The organism is Pedococcus badiiscoriae (assembly GCF_013408925.1).
Classification (GTDB): Bacteria; Actinomycetota; Actinomycetes; order Actinomycetales; family Dermatophilaceae; genus Pedococcus; species Pedococcus badiiscoriae.
In genome coordinates this window covers 2,130,525-2,150,997 of record NZ_JACCAB010000001.1, presented here as the reverse complement: position 1 = coordinate 2,150,997, position 20,473 = coordinate 2,130,525, and the positions used below count along the sequence as shown (strand labels likewise).

Genomic DNA, 20,473 nt, shown 5'->3' with positions numbered 1-20,473 from the left:
CGCGCCATTCTGTCAGGTCAGGTGCAGCAAAAAACCTTGGGCGGGGTCGAGCACCGGCAGGGCCAGCCCGACGTGGGTGAGCACTGCCCCGCTGACGTCGAAACCACCGTCCAGGGCCTGGTCCCACCACCCCGGCCAGCTGTTCTGCGTCACGGCGGGCAGCCCAGCCTCGCCGCGCACCCGCACGGTGTAGGTGCGGTCCTGGTCGAGCCCGGGCAGGGTCTGCAGCCCCGGCTGGACGGCCGGTCCGCTCACGGTGCGCAGGACCGTGTATGCCGCCTGGGCGCCGTCCGCGGAGACGGTGCCCGTCACGAGCAGGCCCTGCTCCGGCGGGAGATCGGCCCGGACCAGGTCGCCGGCGTGCAGCAGCGGGCGGAGCTCGCGGTAGAGCGCGGACCAGCTGCGCAGGGACTCGAGCTCGTCGGGAGTGCAGGCCGTGATGTCCCACTCCAGGCCGGCGTGGCCCTGCAGCGCGAGCAGCATCCGGAACGGCAGGTCGAGCGTGCGGTGCGTCGTGTGGGCGGTGGCCGGCCCGATGTGCGTGCCCATGAGCTCCGCGGGGACCAGCAGGGAGGTCCACCGCTGGATGGCCGCGCGCTCGAGGGCGTCGTTGCAGTCGCTGGTCCAGATCCGATCGGTGCGGGCGAGGATCCCGAGGTCGACGCGGCCCCCGCCACTGGAGCACGACTCGATCTCCAGGCCGGGGTGGGCGGCCCGCAGCCGGTCGAGCAGGGCGTAGACCGCCTCGGTCTGGCGGTGCACCGCAGGGCGGTCGGTCCCGGTCGAGTCCGTGCGCACTACCTCGTGCAGGTCGCGGTTGTGGTCCCACTTGATGAAGTCGATGCCGAGCTCGGCGACGAGCGTGCTGATCTGTCCCTCGATCTGCGCCGCCGCGTCCGGGTTCGCGAGGTCGAGCACGTGCTGGCGCCGCGACGGCCGCGGCAGTCCCGCCCGGGGCCCGAGCACCCAGTCGGGGTGGGCGCGCACGAGGTCGGAGTCGACGTTCACCATCTCGGGCTCGAACCACAGGCCGAACTCCATGCCCAGTCCCTTGACGTGCTCGACGATCGGTGCGAGCCCGTCCGGCCACACGTCCGTCGAGACGACCCAGTCGCCGAGGCCGCTGTGGTCGTCGCGGCGGCTGCCGAACCACCCGTCGTCGAGGACGAAGCGCTCCACCCCGATCGAGGCGGCGGTGTCGGCCAGGGCCTTGAGCCGGGTCAGGTCGTGGTCGAAGTAGACGGCCTCCCAGGTGTTGAGCACGAGGGGACGCGGGTCGTTGCTGTGCTTGGCGGTCGCGCGCTGGCTGCGGTGCAGCCGGCGCGAGACCCCGTCGAGCCCGTCGGCGGAGTGCACGAAGACGACGTCGGGGGCCGTGTAGGTCTCCCCCGGCGCGAGCCGGACCTCTCCCGGCTCGAGGAGCTCGCCACCACCGAGGACGGCGGAGTGGACGCCGGCGCCCTCGGGCAGCCGCTCGACGAGGTGTTCGTGGTTGCCGCTCCAGGCCACGTGGACCGACCAGACCTCGCCCGTGCGGAAGCCGAAGCCGGGCGTGCCCACGGTGAGCAGCAGCGTCGCGTCGTGCCCCGTGCGGCCGCGACGCGACGCCCGCAGGTGGGTGCCGTCCTGGAGGGTCGATCGCTGCGGGGAGCGTTCGCGACACCAGCGACCGGTGAGGTCGAGCACCTCCGTGGCCCGGGTGGGCAGCGGGAGCAGTGCCCGCAGCGCACCGAGGTCGAGCGTCGACGCCTGCATGGCGCCAGGCCCTGGCGACCCGGCGTCGTCCCGGCTCGCCAGGTTGGTCACCGAGCTCGACACCCGCAGCACCCCGTGGGCGTCCAGGGTCCACGCGCTGCGCACGGAGGTGACCCCGTCGCGAGCGGTGACGACCAGCGACCGCTCGCCGTCCTGCTCGGTGGTGACGGCCCAGCGGGGGGCGGTCGCGCCGCCGGCGCGGTGGGCGGCATACGCGGGGGTGCCGAGCCAGCCGTCGCCGCTGGTGGGCAGGACGGTCAGGGGCCACGGCTCGTCCAGCGCGTTGTTCGGCACCGGTCGGGTGGTGACACCCGCGAGCTGGCTGTGCACGGCATCGGGCAGGTCCACCCCCCAGTGCAGGACCCGCGGCAGCTCGCCCTCGGGGAGCTCGATGACCAGGCAGGTGCCTGCGGAACGGAGGGTGGTGGTGGGGATGGTCATCCCTTGGTGGCTCCCAGAGTCAGGCCGGCGACGAACTGCTTCTGCAGGACGAAGAAGATGATGAGGGTGGGCAGGGCGATCACGACCGATCCTGCCGCGACGAGGTTGTTGTCGGTGAAGAACTGGCCACGCAGGTTGTTGATCGAGCTGGTTACCGGGAACTTGTCGCCGGACTGCAGGAGCACCGTCGCCCAGAAGAACTCGTTGTAGATCCAGGTGACCTCGAGGGTGGCCAGCGCCGCGAGCGGCGGCCGGCACAGTGGCAGCGTGAGCTGGAAGAACTGCCGGAGCACGCCGGCCCCGTCGACCACCGCCGACTCGTAGAGCTCGCGCGGCAGCGTCTTCATGTAGTTGGACAGGACGAAGGCGCAGAAGCCGGTCTGGAAGGCGACGTTCACCAGGATCAGGCCCCAGTAGGAGTTGAGCAGCGTGCCGGAGTCGCTGAACCAGAAGGGCACCTGGATGGCGCGGAACATCCGGTACACGGGGATGAGCAGGGCCTGCGGCGGCAGCAGGTTGGCCGCCGTGAACATGCCGAGCAGCGCGAGGTTGAACTTGAACGAGAAGCGCGACACGACGAACGCGACACAGCACGACAGGAACAGCGTGAGCAGGACGGCCGGGATGGTGATGTAGGCCGAGTTGAGCATGGTGTGGGAGAAGTCGGCCTGCTGCCACGCGTTCCTGTAGTTGTCGAGGGTGAAGCCGCCGAAGGACAGGTAGCCGTGCTTCGCGGTGTAGGCGTAGTTGCGGAAGCTGTTCAGCAGCGCGTACCCGACCGGGAAGATCCAGATCAGGGCGACGACGGCCAGGAAGATCTGGATGCCGCGGTTGCCCTTCTGCTGACCGACGCCCTGGGGACGCCTGCTGCTGAGTGGGTTCCGGCTCCGTGGCGCAGCGGTCTGCGGTGCTTCGCTGGCGGCAGTCATCGCTGCTCCCTCATGACGATGCGTAGGTAGAGGACGATGAAGATCGAGGAGATGACGAGCATGAAGGTCGCCAGCGCCGAGCCGAAGCCGATGCGGCTCGCCTCACCGACGATGTTGCTCGTCACCAGGGTCGAGATGAGCTCGAGCCCGTTGCGGCCCTTGTTGATGACCCAGACGAGGTCGAAGGCCCGGAGCGACTCGATCACGGTGACGACCAGGACGATGATGTTGATCGGGAACATCACCGGGAAGACGACCCTGAAGAAGGTCTGGCGCTCGGAGGCGCCGTCGACCTTGGCCGCCTCGCGCAACGTCGGGTCGACGCCCTTGAGCCCCGCCAGGTACAGCAACATGATGTAGCCGACGTGCCGCCAGCTGGAGGCGATCAGGGCGGCCCACAGGTTGTAGCGCTGGTCGCCGTACCAGTCGATGCTGCCCCCGGTCACCGCGTTGATCAGGCCCTGGTCACGGCTGTAGATGAGCTGCCAGATGAACCCGACGAGGGCGAGGGACAGCACGACCGGGAGGTAGATGGCGGTCTGGTAGACCCGCGAACCACGCACCTCCCGGTCGAGCAGGACCGCGAGGAACATCCCGACCGGGGTCGCGAAGAGGAACATCACCGCGAGCCAGATCAGGTTGTGCTGCAACGCCGGCACGAAGGGTGGGTAGATCGTCAGGACGTCGTGGTAGTTCCTCAGCCCCACGTTCTTGGCCGCGCTGATCGGGCCGATCCCGTCCCAGTTGGTGAAGGAGAGCAGGACCGACCCGATCGCCGGCACCCAGACCAGCCACAGCACCAGGATCGTCGGGACGGCGATCATCAGCCCGACCACCACTCGGTCGACAGGGGTCAGGTGGTCGATCCCCTTGTACTTCGCACGTCTGGCCACGGAGGCTCCTCGGTTGCGTCGGCGTCGTCGCGGTCAGCTCGCGAAGATGCTCTGCTTCTGCTTCTCGATGCCGTTGACGAGGCCGTCGATGTCCTTGGGGTTCTTGATGAAGGACTGGATGGCGGGGATCATCACCGTGGAGGCGAAGTCGGGGCGGGTGTCCCGGTCCATGAACTGGGCGATCGACTTGGCCTGGGAGACGAACTCCACCGACTTCTTCTGCAGTGCGGTGTAGGCGCCCTTGTCGGCCTGCTCGTTCGTGGCGATCACGCTCGGGTCCGCCTTGACGACGATGTTCTGCGCCGCGGCCGAGCCGACGTAGCCGAGGAGCTTCTTGGCGCCGGCCTCGTTCTTCGGGCGCTTCGCCATCATGTAGCCGTCGATCGGGGCCTCGATCGCGTCGGCGCCGATGTTCGAGTCGACCTCGGGGAAGTTGAAGAAGGAGAGGTCGTCCTGCTCCGCGCCCTTCCCGAACTGCTGGGCGAGGAAGGAGCCGAGGACGTAGGTGCCGGCCTTCTTCTGCTGGAGCGCCTGGGCCGCCTCCTGCCAGGTGCGGCCGAGCGAGTCCGGCTGGTGCAGGTCGAGCAGGCCCGCCCAGGTGTCGAAGACCTTCTTGACCTTGTCGCCGTTCCAGGCCTCCTTGCCGGCCATCAGGCTGACGTGGAAGTCGTAGCCGTTGATGCGCAGGTTGAGCTGGTCGAAGGTGCCCATCGCGGGCCAGCCGTCCTTGTCTCCGAAGGCGATCGGGACGAGCCCGTCCTTCTTCATCCGCGCACCGAGGGCCTTGAACTCGTCGAGCGTCTTGGGCTCGGTGTAGCCGTACTTGGAGAAGACGCTCTTGCGGTAGAAGACAGCCCACGGGTAGTAGGTCGACGGCACGAAGTACTGCTTGCCGTCGTCGCCCGTCGAGGCCTTCTTCAGCGCGTCCGACATGCCGGACAGGTTCTTCCACACGTCCGAGACGTCACCGGCCAGGCCCTTGGAGGCGAAGAACCGCATGCGGTAGCCGGAGAACCACATCCAGACGTCGTCCGGCGACCCCTGCAGGTAGTTGTTGATGTTCTCCTGGAAGGAGTTGTGGTCGATCGTGTTGACCTTGGCGGTCAGCCCGGGGTTCGCCTTCTGGAAGGCGTCCATCACGGCCTGGATGGCCGCCTTCGGGACGGCGTCGGACTGGTTGGAGCCCACGGTCACGGTGCCGGTCGCGGCACCGCCGCTGCTGCCTCCGCTGCCACCACAGGCGGCGAGCAGGGTGGGTGCGGCAAGCAGGGTGCCGGCGCCGAGGGCGCCGCGCAGCAGGGTCCGCCGGCTGACGCCACGGACAGAGGCAGGGACGAGGCTGGCGAGGTACTCGGCCTCTGAGGTCGGGCGGGTCATTTCGGGTCTCCTTTGACACGGGCTTGACGCGGGTTCCACCGGTGCGATGGGCCATCGCCATCTTCCGACAGATTCGATCAAAAACCATCAACAACACCCGAGGATGAACGCCCGGGCCGGGTCTGTCAAGACCTACGGCCCACCCTGTTCATTGGACGGACAGGTCGCGGGATCGGCTCAACCACGCGGCATACGCTCTGGTGCGAGCACAGCAGGAGGGCCGAGGACGGCACCCCAAACCGCGTGTTGATTTTTGTTGACATGGCTTCCCGAACAGGGACACACTGGCGCCCATGCGTTCATGGCCGAGCCGTCGGATCGCCCTGGGTGGCGACTACAACCCCGAGCAGTGGCCGCGCGAGGTCTGGTCGCACGACATGGAGCTCATGCGCGAGTCGGGGGTCTCCTTCGTCACCCTGGGGGTCTTCTCCTGGTCGTGGCTCGAGCCCGCCAAGGGCGAGTACGACTTCGCCTGGCTCGACGACGTCATGGACCTGCTCCACACGAACGACATCGCCGTCGACCTCGCCACGGCGACAGCCACGCCTCCGCCGTGGCTGTCGGCCGCACACCCCGAGATCCTGCCGGTCGACCACGAGGGCCACACGCTGTGGCCGGGCAGCCGCCAGGCCTGGTGCCCGAGCTCGCCGGTCTACCGCGACCACGCCCTCGCGCTCACGACGCAGCTCGCCCAGCGTTACCACGGGCACCCGGCGCTGGCGATGTGGCACGTCTCGAACGAGTACGCCTGCCACAACGTCCCCTGCTACTGCGACACCTGCGCGGCCGGTTTCCGCGGGTGGCTGCAGCGACGTCACCAGAGCCTCGAGCGCCTGAACGACTCCTGGGGCACGGCCTTTTGGAGCCAGCGGTACACCGACTGGCAGCAGATCCTCCCGCCGCGGCTCACGACGACGTTCGCGAACCCCACGCACGTGCTCGACTACAAGCGGTTCCAGTCCGACACGCTGCTGGACTTCCACCGCAGCGAGAAGGCCATCCTCGCGGACCTCTCCCCCGGCGTGCCGGTGACGACCAACTTCATGACGCTCGCGCACTTCGACCACCTCGACTACCACCAGTGGGCGGCGGAGCAGGACGTCATCAGCACCGACCACTACGTCGTGAACAGCCTCGAGCACCCGAGGGCGGAGCTGGCCTTCAGCGGCGACATCACCCGCGGCCTGGCCGGCGGCGGGCCGTGGATGCTCATGGAGCACTCGACGAGCGCGGTCAACTGGCAGGCGGTGAACCCCGCGAAGGCGCCCGGCCAGACGCTGCGCGACAGCCTCGCCCACGTCGCCCGGGGCGCCGACACGCTGGGCTTCTTCCAGTGGCGGCAGTCGCTCTCCGGCTCCGAGAAGTTCCACTCGGCGCTCGTGCCGCACGCGGGGCCCGACAGTGCACGGTTCCGCGAGGTGGTCGAGCTCGGGCGGATCGCGCAGCGCCTCGGGGAGGTCGTGGGCTCCAGGGTGGAGAGCCAGGTGGCGATCCTCTGGGACTACCAGGCGCAGTGGGCCGCCTCCGGTCCCGCCATGCCGTCCACCGAGCTCGGCTACCCGACCACCGCGCACGCGATCCACCGCGTGCTGCGAGACCGCGGCATCACGGCCGACGTCGTGCACCCGAGCGCCGACCTCACGGCATACAAGGTCGTCGTCGTCCCGACGCTCTACCTCGTCACCGACGAGCACGCAGCCGCCGTCGCGGCGGCGGCGCAGGCGGGCGCGCAGGTGCTGGTGACCTTCTTCTCCGGCATCAGCGACGAGAACGACCACGTGCGGCTCGGTGGGTACCCCGGGGCCTTCCGCGAGCTGCTCGGGGTGCGCGTCGAGGAGTTCTTCCCCCTCCTGGACCACGAGGAGGTGTCCGTCGGCGCGGGCACGGGTCGCCGCTGGAGCGAGGACGTCACCGCCGTCGCCGCCGAGGTGCTCGAGCGGTACTCCGACGGCCCGCTCGCCGGCCGTCCCGCCATCACCCGCCGTGAGGTCGGCTCGGGCGCCGCGTGGTACCTCAGCACGCTGCTCGACGACGCGGCGCTGGGCGCTCTGCTGGACGACGTGACCGGCGCCGCGGGTGTCACCCCGGCAGCCGACGTGCCTGTCGGTGTCGAGGCCGTCCGGCGCAGCAGTCATGATGGGTCCTGGCTGTTCCTCGTCAACGACACCGACCGGGAACAGCACATCGCTGCAACTGGTCACGACCTCGTCGCCGACCGTCCGTTCGGACCGGACACCGCTCTGGCCGCGGGTGCGGTCGCCGTCATCAGGGAGGACTAGTGCTCGCCAGCCAGCGTCGCGCGACGATCCTGGGCCTCGTCGAGGACAGCGGCGCCGCGCGGGTGTCCGACCTCGTGGACCAGCTCGGCGTCTCGGACATGACCATCCGCCGCGACATCGAGCAGCTCGCGACCGAGGGCCTCGTCGAGCGCGTCCACGGCGGAGCCCTGGCCATGGGCAGGCGCAGCAGCGAGGAACCCGGGTTCACCGCGAAGTCCGCCCTCATGCAGGCGCAGAAGAACGCCATCGCCCACGCCGCCGCCCAGCTCGTCGAACCGGGCGCGGCCATCGGCATCTCGGCGGGGACGACGACCTTCGAGTTCGCGCGCGCCGTCCGGCACGTCCCGGACCTGACCGTCGTGACGAACTCGGTCCCCGTGGCGCAGCTGTTGCACGAGTCCGGGACGCCGGGCCAGACCGTGGTCCTCACCGGCGGGGTGCGCACGCCGTCCGACGCGCTGGTCGGTCCCGTCGCGGTCGCGGCCCTGCGCATGCTGCACGTCGACCGGCTCTTCCTCGGCGTGCACGGCATGGACGCCCGGGCCGGCCTGACCACCCCGAACCTGGTCGAGGCCGAGACCAACCAGGCCCTCGTCGACACGGCTCGACGGGTCTGCGTCCTCGCCGACCACACGAAGTGGGGCACGGTCGGCCTGAGCACCATCATCCCGTTGTCGGCGGTGGACCTGCTGGTCACCGACCCGGGACTCACCCCCCGGGCACGACAGGCCGTGACCGACGCCGGCGTGGAGATGGTCCTGGCCACCGCCGCCACGGCCAGGACGCCTCGTCCGCTGCGGGAGCAGGCATGATGGCGCGGCGCACCAGTCGTCGGCTCGCCGACGGCCGCGAGATCATCTACTTCGACGACTCCCCGCAGGCGCCGCCGCGGATCGCCGAGGACACCCGGCCACTCGGTGAGCGGGCCGCGTCGGGCGAGATCCGCCTCGACGCCCTCGTGGGCGACTGGGTCGCGGTCGCCGGGCACCGCAGCAACCGCACCTTCCTCCCGCCGAAGGACGAGTGCCCGCTGTGCCCCAGCGGCGTCGGCAGCGTCCCCTCGGAGGTGCCCGAGGCCGACTACGACGTCGTCGTCTTCGAGAACCGGTTTCCCTCGTACTCCCCCGTCTCCGCGCAGGCCTGCGGACCTGACGGCCGGCTCGGCGGCGACCTGCTCCAGAGCCGGCCGGCGCTCGGTCGCTGCGAGGTCGTCTGCTTCACGAGCGACCACGAGTCGACGTTCGCCGACCTCACTCCCCAGAGGGCGCGCACCGTCATCGACGCCTGGGCCGACCGCACGGCGCAGCTGGGTGCGCTGCCCGAGGTCGAGCAGGTCTTCTGCTTCGAGAACCGTGGCCAGCAGATCGGCGTCACGCTCAACCACCCGCATGGTCAGATCTATGCGTATCCCTATGTGCCACAACGATCCGCCGCCATCCTCGCGCAGGCGACGGCACACCACGCCCGCACCGGCCGCCTGCTCGGCGCCGACATCCTGGCGGCCGAGCTGGAGGCCGCGGAGCGGGTGGTGATCGACACCGAGCACTGGACCGCCTACGTCCCGTTCGCCGCGCGGTGGCCCGTGGAGGTGCATCTCGCACCCCGCCGGGACGTGCCTGACCTGGCGTCCCTGACGAGCGCCGAACGCGACGACCTCGCCCGCGTCTACCTCGACCTGTTGCAGCGGCTGGACCGCTACTACGTCGCGAAGGACGGCAGTGCGATCCGGTTGCCCTACATCGCGGGCTGGCACCAGGCGCCCGCCCACCGGGGGCGCGAGGTGTCGCGGCTGCACCTGCAGGTGATGTCGGTGCTGCGCTCGCCCAAGAAGCTCAAGTACCTCGCCGGCTCGGAGTCGGGCGTCGGCGGCTGGGTCAACGACGTGCCGCCGGAGCAGATCGCGGCCAGGCTCCGTGAGGTGGCACCCGGGGTCGGTTCAGGGGTCGGTTCAGGCGTCGCCGTCGAGGTCGCCTCGTGACGGCCGACGCCGCTGCACTGCTGTTCCGCACGACGTTCGGCTCCGACCCCACGGGGGTCTGGTCTGCGCCCGGGCGGGTCAACCTGATCGGCGAGCACACCGACTACAACAGCGGCCTGTGTCTGCCCATCGCGCTGCCCCACCGCACCTTCGTCGCGGCCAAGCCCCGCGAGGACGACCTCGTGCGGGTCGTGTCAGCGCAGGGCGACGGCCTGGTGGAGGTGCCCCTCGCCGAGGTGGCCCCGGGCCGCCCTGGTGGGTGGGCCGCCTACGTCGCCGGTGTCCCGTGGGCCCTGCGCAGGGCGGGGTATGCCGTGACCGGGCTCGACGTGGCCGTGGACGGCCGCGTGCCGCTGGGTGCCGGGCTCTCCAGCTCGGCCGCCCTGGAGTGCGCGGTGGGAGCCGCGGCGTCCGACCTGTTCCACCTCGACCTGCTGGCCGGTGACGTCGGCCGCACGACCTTGGCCGCGGCCTGTGTCGACGCCGAGAACACGATCGCGCAGGCGCCGACCGGCGGCATGGACCAGTCGGCGGCGCTGCTGGCCTCCGAAGGCCATGCCCTGCTGCTGGACTGCCGGGACGGGCACACCGAACAGGTGCCGTTCGACCTGTCGGCGCACGGGCTCGCCCTGCTCGTCGTCGACACCCGGGCGCAGCATGCGCTGGTGGACGGCCAGTACGCGCAGCGGCGCGACTCGTGCGAAGCCGCCGTCCGTGAGCTCGGCGTCGCGAGTCTGCGCGAGGTGCCGGCCGAGGGCCTGGAGGAACGCCTGTCGGCGCTGTCCTCGGACGTGCTGCGCAGGCGTGCGCGGCACGTCGTCACCGAGATCTCGCGAGTCCAGCAGGCCGTCACCTCGTTGCGCAGCAACGACTTCCGCGCGGTGGGCGAGCTGTTCCTCGCCTCGCACGCTTCCATGCGCGACGACTTCGAGATCTCCGTGGCGGAGCTCGACACGGCAGTGGAGTCGGCGGTCGCGGCGGGCGCGCTCGGCGCGCGGATGACCGGCGGTGGCTTCGGTGGCTCGGCCATCGCGCTCGTCCCGGCCGACCGTGCGCCGGCCGTCCAGGCAACCGTGCGGGAAGCCTTCGCGGCGAGGGGATTCCGGTCACCCGACAGCTTCCTGGTGACCGCCTCGGGCGCCGCCGACCGCGACCGCTGAGCACTCAGCCCAAGTCGTAGTCGACCGTCACCGCGGCGTGGTCGGACCACCGCTGGTCGTAGGCCGCGGCGCGGCCGACCGTCGCCGTCACGGCACGGTCCGCCAGGGGACGGCTGGCCAGCTGGTAGTCGATCCGCCAGCCCGAGTCGTTGTCGAAAGCCTGCCCGCGCCAGGACCACCAGGTGTACGGGCCCGGACCCGGCCCGTGCGCGGCGCGATGCACGTCAACCCACGCGCCCGCCGCGAACCAGCTGTCGAACCGAGCCCGCTCCTGCGGCAGGAACCCCGACTTGCCCACGTTGCCCTTCCAGTTCCTGAGGTCGTCCTCCCGGTGCGCCACGTTGAGGTCGCCGGTGACGACAGCCAGGGCGCCCGAGGCCGTCCAGTCCCGCAGCCTTGCGCCGATCGCGTCCAGGAAACGCAGCTTCAGCTCCTGCCGGGGGGTGCCCGCCTGCCCCGTGTGCACGTAGGTGGACGCGACCGTGACCGGTCCCACCGGCGTCGCCAGGTCGACCTCGACCCAGCGGCCGGCGCCGTCGAACTCGGCGTGGCCGACCCCCACCTGCACCCTGGTGGGCGCCATCCGGCTCACGACGGCCACCCCCGCCCGACCCTTGGCCTGCGCCTCGGTGTGGGCCACGTGCCATCCACCGAAGCCACCGAGCTCCAGCGCCTCCCGGAGCTGGTCATCGGTCGCGCGCACCTCCTGGAGGCACAGGACGTCCGGTCGCTGCGCCGCCAGCCATCCCATGCCACCGCGGCGGACGGCGGCGCGGATACCGTTGACGTTGGCCGAGACAACCCGCATCCGGACATTGTCCGTGCCACCCACCCTCGACCCGCACTAGGGTGCCACGCATGCCCCACGAGTCCACCCACACCCCAGCGCCCGTCCCCGCCGCATCGTCGGCGTCCCCGGCGGCCTCGGACACCGAGCCGGCCACGAGCGCGGATGCGCCCACGACCCCGGCTCCCCAGGACGACCTGGTGACCACGCGGCATACCCTCAAGATCGGCCGCAAGACGCTGCGCTACACGGCGACGGCCGGGCGCATGGTGCTGCGTGAGGAGGTCTTCGAGGACGGTGTGTTCAAGGGGCACAACGCCAAGGCCGAGCTGAGCGTCACCTCCTACGTCCTCGACGCGCCTGCGGGCAGCCGGCGCCCCGTCACGTTCGCGTTCAACGGCGGACCGGGATCCAGCTCGGTCTGGCTGCACCTGGGCCTGCTCGGTCCGCGCCGGGTCGACTCCGGCGACGTGGGCAACCCGACCCCGCCGCCCTACGGCCTGCTCGACAACACCGAGACCCTGCTGGCGGTCTCCGACCTGGTCTTCATCGACCCCGTGTCGACCGGGTACTCGCGCGCCGTGGAGGGAGGCAAGCCCAAGGACTACCACGGCTTCAAGGCTGACATCGAGAGCGTCGGCGAGCTGATCCGGCTCTGGACCACCCGCCACAACCGTTGGCTGTCACCGAAGTTCATCGCCGGCGAGTCCTACGGCACCATCCGCGCAGCGGCGCTCGCCGAGCACCTCCAGGCCCGTCATGGGCTCTTCGTCAACGGCATCATGCTGATCAGCTCGGTGCTCGACGTCGCGACGGTCGACTTCGAGTTCCGCAACGACCGCGCGCACGTCGACTACCTCCCGACCTACGCTGCCGCCGCCCACTACCACGGCAAGCACGGACGCAAGTCGCTGCACACGGTCCTCGCCGAGGCCGAGGAGTATGCCGCGCGCGACTACCCCTGGGCGTTGTCCCGCGGGTCGCGCCTGACCGCCGCGGAGCGCGCCGAGCACGTGGGTCGCCTTGCCGCGCTCACCGGCCTGTCGGAGGGCTACGTCGACCGCGCAGACCTGCGGATCGAGCACGTCCGGTTCTTCACCGAGCTGCTGCGCGACCAGGGCCTGGCGGTGGGCCGGCTCGACGCACGGTTCACCGGCCCACTCGTGCATGCCAACGCCGAGAAGTGGGACGCAGACCCGTCCCATGACGCGATCAGCGGCCCGTACGCCGCCGCCTGGAACCACTACGTGCGCGACGAGCTGGGCTACGAGAACGACCTGCCCTATGCCCAGATCTCCGAGCTCGCGTCGACGGAGTGGTCGTTCAAGGAGTTCGAGGGCAAGCCGATCGACGTCAGCTCGCAGCTCGCGCGGGCCATGCGGGGCAACCCCCACCTCCGGGTGCACATCGCGTACGGCTACCACGACGGGGCGACGCCGTACTACGGCGCGCAGGACGCGGTCGCCCACCTGGAGATCCCTGCGTCGTTGCGGGCCAACGTCGAGGACGCCTACTACGAGGCCGGACACATGATGTACGTCCACGAGCCGAGTCGGCTGCAGCAGTCCAAGGACCTGGCCTCGTTCGTGACCCGGTTCAGTGGCGTGGAGCCCAGCCGCGCGGGGTCCGGTGGCGCGGGAGCCCGCTGAGCAGCCCGTCGGTCAGCGCCGGGCGCCGGCCGCCGCCCGCGCACGCGGCGCACGCGGCTTCACCGCGGGCTTCGGCGGGGCCTGGGTGACCGGCGAGGCCTGGGTGACCGGCGAGGCCTGGGTGACCGGCGAGGCCTGGGTGACCGCGGACGCGCCCGGCGGGGTCGCCTGTGACATCCCCCGTGCTGGCTTTGCGGGTCGAGCGGCCTGAGCCGCCTTGACGCCCTCCGCCGCTGCCCGGGCCGCCTCGACCGCCTGACCCACCTCCGGCAGTCGCCCGGGCTGGAGGTCTGGGAGCGCCTCGGCAGTACGGTCCGGCGTCCGCGCAGCCACCCGGGCCGACTCCGAGCCGGAGGGGCGCTCCTGTGTGGCGCCGAAGCGCCGCTGCAGAGCGCGGACCACCGGGGACTGGAGCCGCTCCGTGAGCGGCTTCGCGGACCCGTAGTAGCCGCCGTAGTAGCCGACGCCGGACGCCTTGGGCTCGACGCTGTTGAGCACCACGCCCAGGGTGTGCCCCTGCACGGCCTGCAGGCTCGCCAGGGCTGCCCCGAGCTGGGTGTCGAGGGTCTTGCCGGCCGTCACCACCACGAGGGCACCGTCTGCCGCCGCCGTGAGCACGGCACCGTCGGTGACCGGGAGCAGCGGAGGCGCGTCGATGATCACCGTGTGACCGCTCTCGGCGAGCCCGTGCAACAGTCGTCGCATCGCCTTGGATCCGAGCAGCTCGCTGGGGTTCGGCGGGATCCCGCCGGCCGCGAGGACGGTCAGGTTGGGCAGTGCGGCCACCTGCTGGGCCACGTCCGCGAAGTCGACGCGGCCGATGAGGACGTCGGTGAGCCCGGCACCCTCGACCATGCCGAAGGACTCGGCCACGACCGGGCGACGCAGGTCTCCGTCGATCAGCACGACGCGCCGATCCGACATCGCCAGGGCGGCAGCGAGGTTGGCCGCGATCGTCGACTTGCCGTCGCCCGGCAGCGGGCTGGTCACCACGATCACGCGGGGCGGGCTGTCGATGTCCATGAACTGCAGGTTCGTCCGGAGCTTGAGGAAGGCTTCCGCGGCATGCACGGGGTCCTTCACCGCCGAGTGGCCGACCACGAGGGGGGCGAGCGCACCGGGCTTGCGGACCATGGCGGGGCTGGCCGGGATGGCGGCCGCGACGGTGACCCCGAACTCCCGCTCGACGTCCTCGCCGCGGCGCAGCTTCCGGTCGAGCTGGCTGCGCGCCACGGCATACCCGATGCCGAGCAGGAAGCCGAAGACGAAGCCGATCCCGACGTTCCGGGTCGTGTTGGGCGACACGGGCGAGGAGGGCAGGGCAGCGGACTCGATCGGCACGATGCGCAGGGCCTGGGTCGAGGAACCGGACGGGTTCTCGACCTGGTCGACCTGCTGCTTGAGGGCCTGCACCCACGCGTCCGCCAGCTGTTGGGCGGAGCGGGGGGTCGCCGCCCGAGCACTGACCTTGATCAGCACCGTGTCGAGCGGCTGCGACACCGCCACCGCGCCGATCAGGGTGGCAGGTGCGACCTGGAGACCCAGGTCGTCGATCACCGTCTGTGCCGTGGCCCGGGACCGGGCCAGGTCGACGTAGGACGCGGCCCGCGACTTGGCCAGGCTGTCCCCGACCGCCGCCTCGCCGGCCGAGCTCGTCGTGCCCGCGCTGACGAAACCGCTGGCGTCCGCCTGGTACACCTTGGGCTGGGCGAGGCTCACCCCGCCGGCGAGGACGACCCCGAGCAGCACCAACGCGGCGACGCCGCGCCAGTAGGCGCGCACCACCCTGAGGTAGTCGGTCAGTTCCACGGCTGCTCCTGACGTGCGGTGTCGACGCGCTCGGCTGCGCGGGTGCGGTTGCCCCGTGCAGTGGTGCGAACTGCTCTACTGTGCGGCCTGTGACCGCAGTCGAGCTGGAGACCTCCAGCCGCCCCACCGTGGTGGACGCCTTCGGCGTGCACGTGGAGGTGAGCGTGCGCGGCGACCGGGCAAGTCAGGTGCTGGACCGGCTGCCGTTGCTGTGGGAGTTCTGCCCCGCACCGGCCGGCGCGACGGGCGAGGTCACGGTGGAGGTGGTCTTCGACAGCGACCCCCAGGCCTGGCTGCTGGCGGAGGCGCAGGGCGCCGTCTCGCGGCTCGACTTCGAGGACCTGCTGCAGGTGCTGACCCAGCGCATCACCCTGTCGGCCATCGACGCCCGCGCCGGTGAGTGCCTCATGCTGCACGCAGCCTGCATCGCCGACCCGCGGACGGGCGACGCCGCAGCCTTCGTCGCGCGTGGCGGCACTGGCAAGACCACGCTCGCGCGGACCCTCGGTCGGGATCGCTGGTACGTCACCGACGAGACCACCGTGGTGCTCGAGGACGGCACGGTCCTGCCCTACCCCAAGCCCCTGTCGATCCGCCGCGACCCGGACAGCCTCTTCAAGGACGAGACCCCACCGAGCGCGGTCGGACTCGTGGCACCGACCGGCCGTGTCCAGCTCGCGGCCCTGTGCCTGCTCGAGAGAGACCCCGGCCACCGCCGGGAGCCCACGGTCGAGACCTTGCCCACCCTCGACGCGCTGGTCGCCCTGGTGCCCCAGACCTCGCACCTGCCCGAGATGGCACGCCCACTGCAGCGCCTGGCGGCGCTGTGCGAGTCGCTTGGTGGTGTGCATCGGATCACCTATCGGGAGTCGGCCGACGTGGCCGGGTTGGTGGACGAGCTGATCGGTGTGGCGTCATGAGAGCGCGCTACCTGCCGGCGGCCGACCGGGTGGACCGGGACGGCGAGGCCGTGGTCCTGGTCGGCCGCGAGGTGGTGCGCCTCTCGGCACTGGCCACCACACTCGTCGACTCGTGCGTCGAGTGGACCGGGGCTGCGGAGCTGGTCGACGTGCTGCTGGCGGTGTTCGGTCCGACACCCGAGGGGGTCGACGCCGTCGTGGCCACGGACGTGGCACTGCGGACGCTGGCGACGCAGGGACTGGTGGAGCTTGACTGACACGGTCTGGCGCCTCGAGCCCGACCTGGCGGTGGTCGAGTCGCCGGGACGGGTCGTCGTGCTCGACCTGACCACCCCCCGGACCGCCCGGCCGTTCGTGATGGAGGGTTCGGCCCACGCCATCTGGCAGGCCCTGGACGGCCGGCCGACGACGGACCAGCTGGTCGCTCGGGTGGCCGCCGCCTTCGGGCTCCCTGCCGCCGACGTCGAGCCGGACGTCCTGGGGTTCCTGGCCGAGCTGGAGTCCCGAGGGCTGGTGTCGCGTGTTCCGCCTGACCGCTCCATGACTGGCTGAGCTCAGGCTTTGACTTGGACGACCTGGACCGGACCGCCGTCGGTCCGGTAGCTGACCGTGTAGGTCGCGGTGCCAGCGTTGCCGGTGTAGATGTACGAGAAGCTCACGTCGACCTTGTCCCCCGCGGGCACGGTCACCGTCGTCGGCACGCCGACCGTGGAGCCGGTCGTGGCGCTCGATGTCACCGAGAGGACCTGGACCGACCCGGCCGCATTGCCGGTGTTGGTCAGCGTCATGACGAAGTCCATCGCCTTCTGGCCGAACTGGTTGGCAGGTTGCTTGTCCGCGACGAGCCTGGCCCCGATCACCGGTGCGACCCCCGAGGCGGCCGCGGCCGGGGCCGCCGTGGCCAGCAGGATGACGGGCACCGACCAGGCTGCACCCAGTGCAACGCTGCGTCGACTCAGCAACGGCCGCGCGCCGTCCCTGCTGCTCCCCTGCTCATCCACCGAAACCCCGCCTCTCGAGTCCCGCACGGGCTCGCTCTGATGTTGGGGAGAACGTAAAGGACAGGGTTTGCTTTTACCAGCATTTGGTAAAGAAATGAAAGTTAAACGATATGGTTTGTCCGGATATGACCTCATTCATTCGACGTATTCACCGACAGTTCACTAGTCCTTTCGGAGGATGACCCGTTTGACATCGAGAGGCCGTGCTCCGGGCACCTTCCCATCGGCCTCCTGCGTGGGTCCTGACCTGCACGGGGTGTTGGGGGTGTGCGCGCGACGTTGGTGCGGGAGAGTGGTCCCGCACCGGCGCCCGTGACGGGCCACCGGCCGGACCAAGGGGAGCCACGCATGCGCACACCGGCACTCAGCTCACGCCTCGGCGCGGAGGCACTGGGCACGTTCTGGCTCGTCTTCGCCGGCTGCGGCAGCGGCATCTTTTCGGCGAAGTACCTCGCCCCCAGCGTCGTCGCCGGTCAGGGGGTCCAGGTCGGGATCGGCTTCCTGGGCGTGGCGCTCGCCTTCGGGCTCTCCGTCCTCACGATGGCGTATGCCGTGGGGCACGTGTCCGGGGCGCACTTCAACCCCGCGGTGACGATCGGCGTCGCAGTGGCGCGGCGCTTCCCGTGGACGGACGTGCCGGCCTACGTCGGCTCGCAGGTCGGGGGCGGACTCCTGGCCGGACTGGCCCTGTGGGGCATCGCCCGTGGCGTCCCCGGGTTCGACGCCACGGGTCACCTCGCCGCCAACGGCTACGGCGAGCACTCCCCCGGCGGCTACACCCTGGTCGCGGTGCTGTGCGCCGAGGCCATCCTGACCGCCTTCTTCCTCTACGTCATCCTGGGAGCCACGGACGATCGCGCGCCGACGGGTTTCGCCCCCATCGCCATCGGGCTGGCCCTCACGCTCATCCACCTGATCTCGATCCCGATCAGCAACACCTCGGTCAACCCCGCGCGCTCCACCGCGGTCGCCTTCTTCAACGGCAACGGCGCACCGGCCCAGCTGTGGGCGTTCTGGGTGGCCCCCCTCGTCGGCGCCGCGATCGCAGGCGCGACGTACCACCTGGTGACCGGCATCGACCGTCGCGACGAGGACATCACCGGGGTGGTCGACCCGGAGGACCTCAGGCCCACCAGCTGACCGCGGTTGCGCCAGTATCTTGACATCAAGATACTGTGGTCTGGTCGAGGGACGACGCCGCCGAGGGCCGATAGCCTGAACGTCGTCTCCCCACCGCTTCAACCGCTTCGACATCCAGACCACCTCAGGAGAGTCGCCTCCATGGCCAAGATCATCTACACCCTGACCGACGAGGCGCCGATGCTGGCGACCTACTCGTTCCTCCCCGTGATCGAGGCCTTCGCCGGCACCGCGGGCGTCGATGTGGAGACCCGCGACATCTCCCTGTCGGGTCGCATCATCGCCGCGTTCGACGACCTGCTCCCCGAGGACCAGCGGATCGGCGACGCCCTCGCCGAGCTGGGCGAGCTGGCCACGACGCCCGAGGCCAACATCATCAAGCTCCCCAACATCTCGGCGTCCGTGCCTCAGCTCAAGGCCGCCATCGCCGAGCTGCAGGGCAAGGGCTACGCGCTGCCCGACTACCCCGACGAGGCCACCACCGACGAGCAGCGAGACGCTCGGGCGCGGTATGACAGCGTCAAGGGCAGCGCCGTGAACCCCGTGCTGCGCGAAGGCAACTCGGACCGCAGGGCCCCGTCAGCGGTCAAGAACTACGCCCGCAAGCACCCCCACTCGATGGGCGCCTGGAGTCCCGACTCCAGGACGAACGTCGCGACCATGGGCGTGGACGACTTCCGCTCGAACGAGCAGTCCGTGGTGCTCCCGTCCGACGACACCCTGACCATCCGCCTCGTCACCGACAGCGACACGACGACCCTGAAGGACGGCCTGAAGGTGCTGGAGGGCGAGGTCGTGGACTCGACCGTCATGCGCGCCGCCGCCCTCGACGCCTTCCTGGCCGAGCAGATCGCCAGGGCGAAGGCAGAGGACGTGCTCTTCTCGGTCCACCTCAAGGCCACCATGATGAAGGTCTCCGACCCGATCATCTTCGGCCACGTGGTGCGCGCCTTCCTCCCGGACGTGTTCGCCACCTACGGCGCGGAGCTCGCAGCCGCGGGCCTGTCGGCCAACAACGGGCTGGGCTCGATCATCGACGGCCTCGGGGCCCTCGGCGACCGGGGTGTCGAGATCAAGGCGGCGATCGACAAGGGCCTCGCGGCGGGCCCGCGACTGGCCATGGTCAACTCCGACAAGGGGATCACCAACCTGCACGTGCCCAGCGATGTCATCGTCGATGCCTCGATGCCCGCGATGATTCGCACGTCCGGCCACATGTGGGGCCCCGACGGCGCCGAGGCCGACACCCTCGCCGTCATCCCCGACAGCTCTTATGCCGGGGTCTACCAGGCCGTCATCGACGACTGTCGCGCGCACGGCGCGTACGACCCGACCACGATGGGCTCGGTGCCCAACGTCGGCCTGATGGCCCAGAAGGCCGAGGAGTACGGCAGCCACGACAAGACCTTCGAGATCACCGAGGCGGGGACTGTCGAGGTGGTCAACTCCGCCGGTGAGGTCCTCATGTCGCACGACGTCCAGCCCGGCGACATCTGGCGGGCCTGCCAGACCAAGGACGCACCCATCCGCGACTGGGTCAAGCTCGCCGTCACCAGGGCGCGCGCCTCGCAGACGCCAGCCGTCTTCTGGCTCGACCGCGAGCGGGCCCACGACGCGAACCTCATCGCCAAGGTCGAGGCGTACCTCCCCGAGCACGACACGGAGGGCCTCGACCTGCAGATCCTGTCGCCCGTCGAGGCGGCGACGTTCTCCGTCGAGCGGATCCGCAAGGGCGAGGACACCATCTCGGTGACCGGCAACGTCCTGCGCGACTACAACACCGACCTCTTCCCCATCCTCGAGCTCGGCACCAGCGCCAAGATGCTCTCGGTCGTCCCGCTGATGAACGGCGGCGGCCTCTTCGAGACCGGCGCGGGCGGTTCGGCCCCCAAGCACGTCCAGCAGCTCGTCCAGGAGAACTACCTGCGCTGGGACAGCCTCGGTGAGTTCCTCGCGCTCGCCGAGAGCCTGCGGCACATGGCGATGACGACGGACAACCCCCGCGCCGAGATCCTCGCCGACACCCTCGACCGGGCGACCGAGCGGCTGCTCAACGAGAACAAGGGGCCGGCCCGCAAGGTCGGCCAGATCGACAACCGCGGCAGCCACTTCTACCTCGCGCTGTTCTGGGCGCACGAGCTGGCGACGCAGACCCAGGACGCGGAGCTCGCAGCCTCCTTCAGCACCGTGGCCCAGACCCTTGCCGCTCAGGAGGCGCAGATCAACGACGAGCTCCTCGGCGTGCAGGGCCACCCGGCCGACATCGGGGGCTACTACCGCCCCGACGAGGCCAAGGCCTCAGCGGTGATGCGACCGTCCGCGACCTTCAACGAGGCCCTGGCCTCGCTGTCCTGA

At 70.6% G+C, this 20,473-nt stretch carries 17 protein-coding genes; 10 read left to right on the top strand and 7 right to left on the bottom strand.

The window, feature by feature from the left end; all coding sequences use genetic code 11:
• Positions 1-12: 12 nt before the first annotated feature.
• Genes BJ986_RS10280 through BJ986_RS10265 form a run of 4 tightly spaced genes read right to left on the bottom strand, consistent with a single transcriptional unit; the run spans position 13 to position 5,395 of the window.
• Complete coding sequence (locus tag BJ986_RS10280) at positions 13-2,196, bottom strand: alpha-galactosidase (RefSeq protein ID WP_179421895.1); 2,184 nt, start codon at positions 2,194-2,196, stop codon at positions 13-15.
• The gene (locus BJ986_RS10275) at positions 2,193-3,125 is read right to left on the bottom strand and encodes a carbohydrate ABC transporter permease (protein WP_179421894.1); all 933 of its coding nucleotides are present in this window, start codon (positions 3,123-3,125) and stop codon (positions 2,193-2,195) included. The genes BJ986_RS10280 and BJ986_RS10275 overlap by 4 nt, the downstream gene beginning before the upstream one ends.
• The gene (locus BJ986_RS10270; protein WP_337795123.1) at positions 3,122-4,018 is read right to left on the bottom strand and encodes a carbohydrate ABC transporter permease; all 897 of its coding nucleotides are present in this window, start codon (positions 4,016-4,018) and stop codon (positions 3,122-3,124) included. The genes BJ986_RS10275 and BJ986_RS10270 overlap by 4 nt, the downstream gene beginning before the upstream one ends.
• Before the next feature lie 33 nt (positions 4,019-4,051).
• Complete coding sequence (locus BJ986_RS10265; RefSeq protein WP_179421893.1) at positions 4,052-5,395, bottom strand: ABC transporter substrate-binding protein; 1,344 nt, start codon at positions 5,393-5,395, stop codon at positions 4,052-4,054.
• Between the two features lie 293 nt (positions 5,396-5,688).
• Here BJ986_RS10265 and BJ986_RS10260 point away from each other — a divergent pair, with 293 nt between their 5' ends.
• Genes BJ986_RS10260 through galK form a run of 4 tightly spaced genes read left to right on the top strand, consistent with a single transcriptional unit; the run spans position 5,689 to position 10,812 of the window.
• Positions 5,689-7,674, top strand: coding sequence for a beta-galactosidase (locus tag BJ986_RS10260; RefSeq protein ID WP_179421892.1), 1,986 nt, complete (start codon positions 5,689-5,691; stop codon positions 7,672-7,674).
• Entirely contained in the window at positions 7,674-8,486 is an 813-nt protein-coding gene (locus BJ986_RS10255) for a DeoR family transcriptional regulator (RefSeq protein WP_179421891.1), read from the top strand. The genes BJ986_RS10260 and BJ986_RS10255 overlap by 1 nt, the downstream gene beginning before the upstream one ends.
• A complete protein-coding gene (gene galT / locus BJ986_RS10250) occupies positions 8,486-9,652 on the top strand; it encodes a galactose-1-phosphate uridylyltransferase (RefSeq protein ID WP_202881590.1) in 1,167 nt (388 codons plus the stop codon). The genes BJ986_RS10255 and galT overlap by 1 nt, the downstream gene beginning before the upstream one ends.
• Complete coding sequence (gene galK / locus BJ986_RS10245; protein WP_179421889.1) at positions 9,649-10,812, top strand: galactokinase; 1,164 nt, start codon at positions 9,649-9,651, stop codon at positions 10,810-10,812. Before galT ends, galK begins: the two co-directional genes overlap by 4 nt.
• A 4-nt stretch (positions 10,813-10,816) precedes the next feature.
• Here galK and BJ986_RS10240 read toward each other — a convergent pair whose 3' ends face one another.
• Complete coding sequence (locus tag BJ986_RS10240) at positions 10,817-11,620, bottom strand: exodeoxyribonuclease III (protein ID WP_179421888.1); 804 nt, start codon at positions 11,618-11,620, stop codon at positions 10,817-10,819.
• A gap of 50 nt (positions 11,621-11,670) precedes the next feature.
• Here BJ986_RS10240 and BJ986_RS10235 point away from each other — a divergent pair, with 50 nt between their 5' ends.
• Complete coding sequence (locus BJ986_RS10235) at positions 11,671-13,248, top strand: S10 family peptidase (RefSeq protein ID WP_179421887.1); 1,578 nt, start codon at positions 11,671-11,673, stop codon at positions 13,246-13,248.
• 12 nt (positions 13,249-13,260) lie between these two features.
• Here the strand turns inward: BJ986_RS10235 and BJ986_RS10230 are convergent, their stop codons facing one another.
• Positions 13,261-15,057 carry a polysaccharide biosynthesis tyrosine autokinase gene (locus BJ986_RS10230; RefSeq protein WP_179421886.1) on the bottom strand — a complete coding sequence of 599 codons (1,797 nt, stop codon included), beginning with the start codon at positions 15,055-15,057 and terminating at the stop codon, positions 13,261-13,263.
• An 89-nt stretch (positions 15,058-15,146) separates the two neighbouring features.
• Here BJ986_RS10230 and BJ986_RS10225 point away from each other — a divergent pair, with 89 nt between their 5' ends.
• The 3 genes from BJ986_RS10225 to BJ986_RS10215 are packed head-to-tail and all read left to right on the top strand — an operon-like array spanning position 15,147 to position 16,529.
• Complete coding sequence (locus BJ986_RS10225) at positions 15,147-15,977, top strand: hypothetical protein (protein ID WP_179421885.1); 831 nt, start codon at positions 15,147-15,149, stop codon at positions 15,975-15,977.
• Entirely contained in the window at positions 15,974-16,234 is a 261-nt protein-coding gene (locus tag BJ986_RS10220; RefSeq protein WP_179421884.1) for a hypothetical protein, read from the top strand. The genes BJ986_RS10225 and BJ986_RS10220 overlap by 4 nt, the downstream gene beginning before the upstream one ends.
• A complete protein-coding gene (locus tag BJ986_RS10215; protein WP_179421883.1) occupies positions 16,227-16,529 on the top strand; it encodes a PqqD family protein in 303 nt (100 codons plus the stop codon). Before BJ986_RS10220 ends, BJ986_RS10215 begins: the two co-directional genes overlap by 8 nt.
• 2 nt (positions 16,530-16,531) lie before the next feature.
• Here BJ986_RS10215 and BJ986_RS10210 read toward each other — a convergent pair whose 3' ends face one another.
• Positions 16,532-16,978 (bottom strand): hypothetical protein, encoded by a 447-nt coding sequence (locus BJ986_RS10210; RefSeq protein WP_179421882.1) that lies wholly within the window; start codon positions 16,976-16,978, stop codon positions 16,532-16,534.
• Between the two features lie 348 nt (positions 16,979-17,326).
• Between BJ986_RS10210 and aqpZ the strand changes: the two genes are divergently transcribed.
• Positions 17,327-18,118 carry an aquaporin Z gene (gene aqpZ / locus BJ986_RS10205; protein WP_179421881.1) on the top strand — a complete coding sequence of 264 codons (792 nt, stop codon included), beginning with the start codon at positions 17,327-17,329 and terminating at the stop codon, positions 18,116-18,118.
• A gap of 141 nt (positions 18,119-18,259) precedes the next feature.
• On the top strand, positions 18,260-20,473 hold the full coding sequence (locus tag BJ986_RS10200; RefSeq protein ID WP_179421880.1) for an NADP-dependent isocitrate dehydrogenase: 2,214 nt from the start codon (positions 18,260-18,262) through the stop codon (positions 20,471-20,473).

What these genes read in the sequence shown, in the direction of transcription:
- BJ986_RS10280 (WP_179421895.1), bottom strand. Translation starts at nt 2,196, where the DNA reads ATGACCATCCCCACCACCACCCTCCGTTCCGCAGGCACCTGCCTGGTC.
- BJ986_RS10275 (WP_179421894.1), bottom strand. Translation starts at nt 3,125, where the DNA reads ATGACTGCCGCCAGCGAAGCACCGCAGACCGCTGCGCCACGGAGCCGG.
- BJ986_RS10265 (WP_179421893.1), bottom strand. Translation starts at nt 5,395, where the DNA reads ATGACCCGCCCGACCTCAGAGGCCGAGTACCTCGCCAGCCTCGTCCCT.
- BJ986_RS10260 (WP_179421892.1), top strand. Translation starts at nt 5,689, where the DNA reads ATGCGTTCATGGCCGAGCCGTCGGATCGCCCTGGGTGGCGACTACAAC.
- galT (WP_202881590.1), top strand. Translation starts at nt 8,486, where the DNA reads ATGGCGCGGCGCACCAGTCGTCGGCTCGCCGACGGCCGCGAGATCATC.
- BJ986_RS10240 (WP_179421888.1), bottom strand. Translation starts at nt 11,620, where the DNA reads ATGCGGGTTGTCTCGGCCAACGTCAACGGTATCCGCGCCGCCGTCCGC.
- BJ986_RS10235 (WP_179421887.1), top strand. Translation starts at nt 11,671, where the DNA reads ATGCCCCACGAGTCCACCCACACCCCAGCGCCCGTCCCCGCCGCATCG.
- BJ986_RS10220 (WP_179421884.1), top strand. Translation starts at nt 15,974, where the DNA reads ATGAGAGCGCGCTACCTGCCGGCGGCCGACCGGGTGGACCGGGACGGC.
- aqpZ (WP_179421881.1), top strand. Translation starts at nt 17,327, where the DNA reads ATGCGCACACCGGCACTCAGCTCACGCCTCGGCGCGGAGGCACTGGGC.
- BJ986_RS10200 (WP_179421880.1), top strand. Translation starts at nt 18,260, where the DNA reads ATGGCCAAGATCATCTACACCCTGACCGACGAGGCGCCGATGCTGGCG.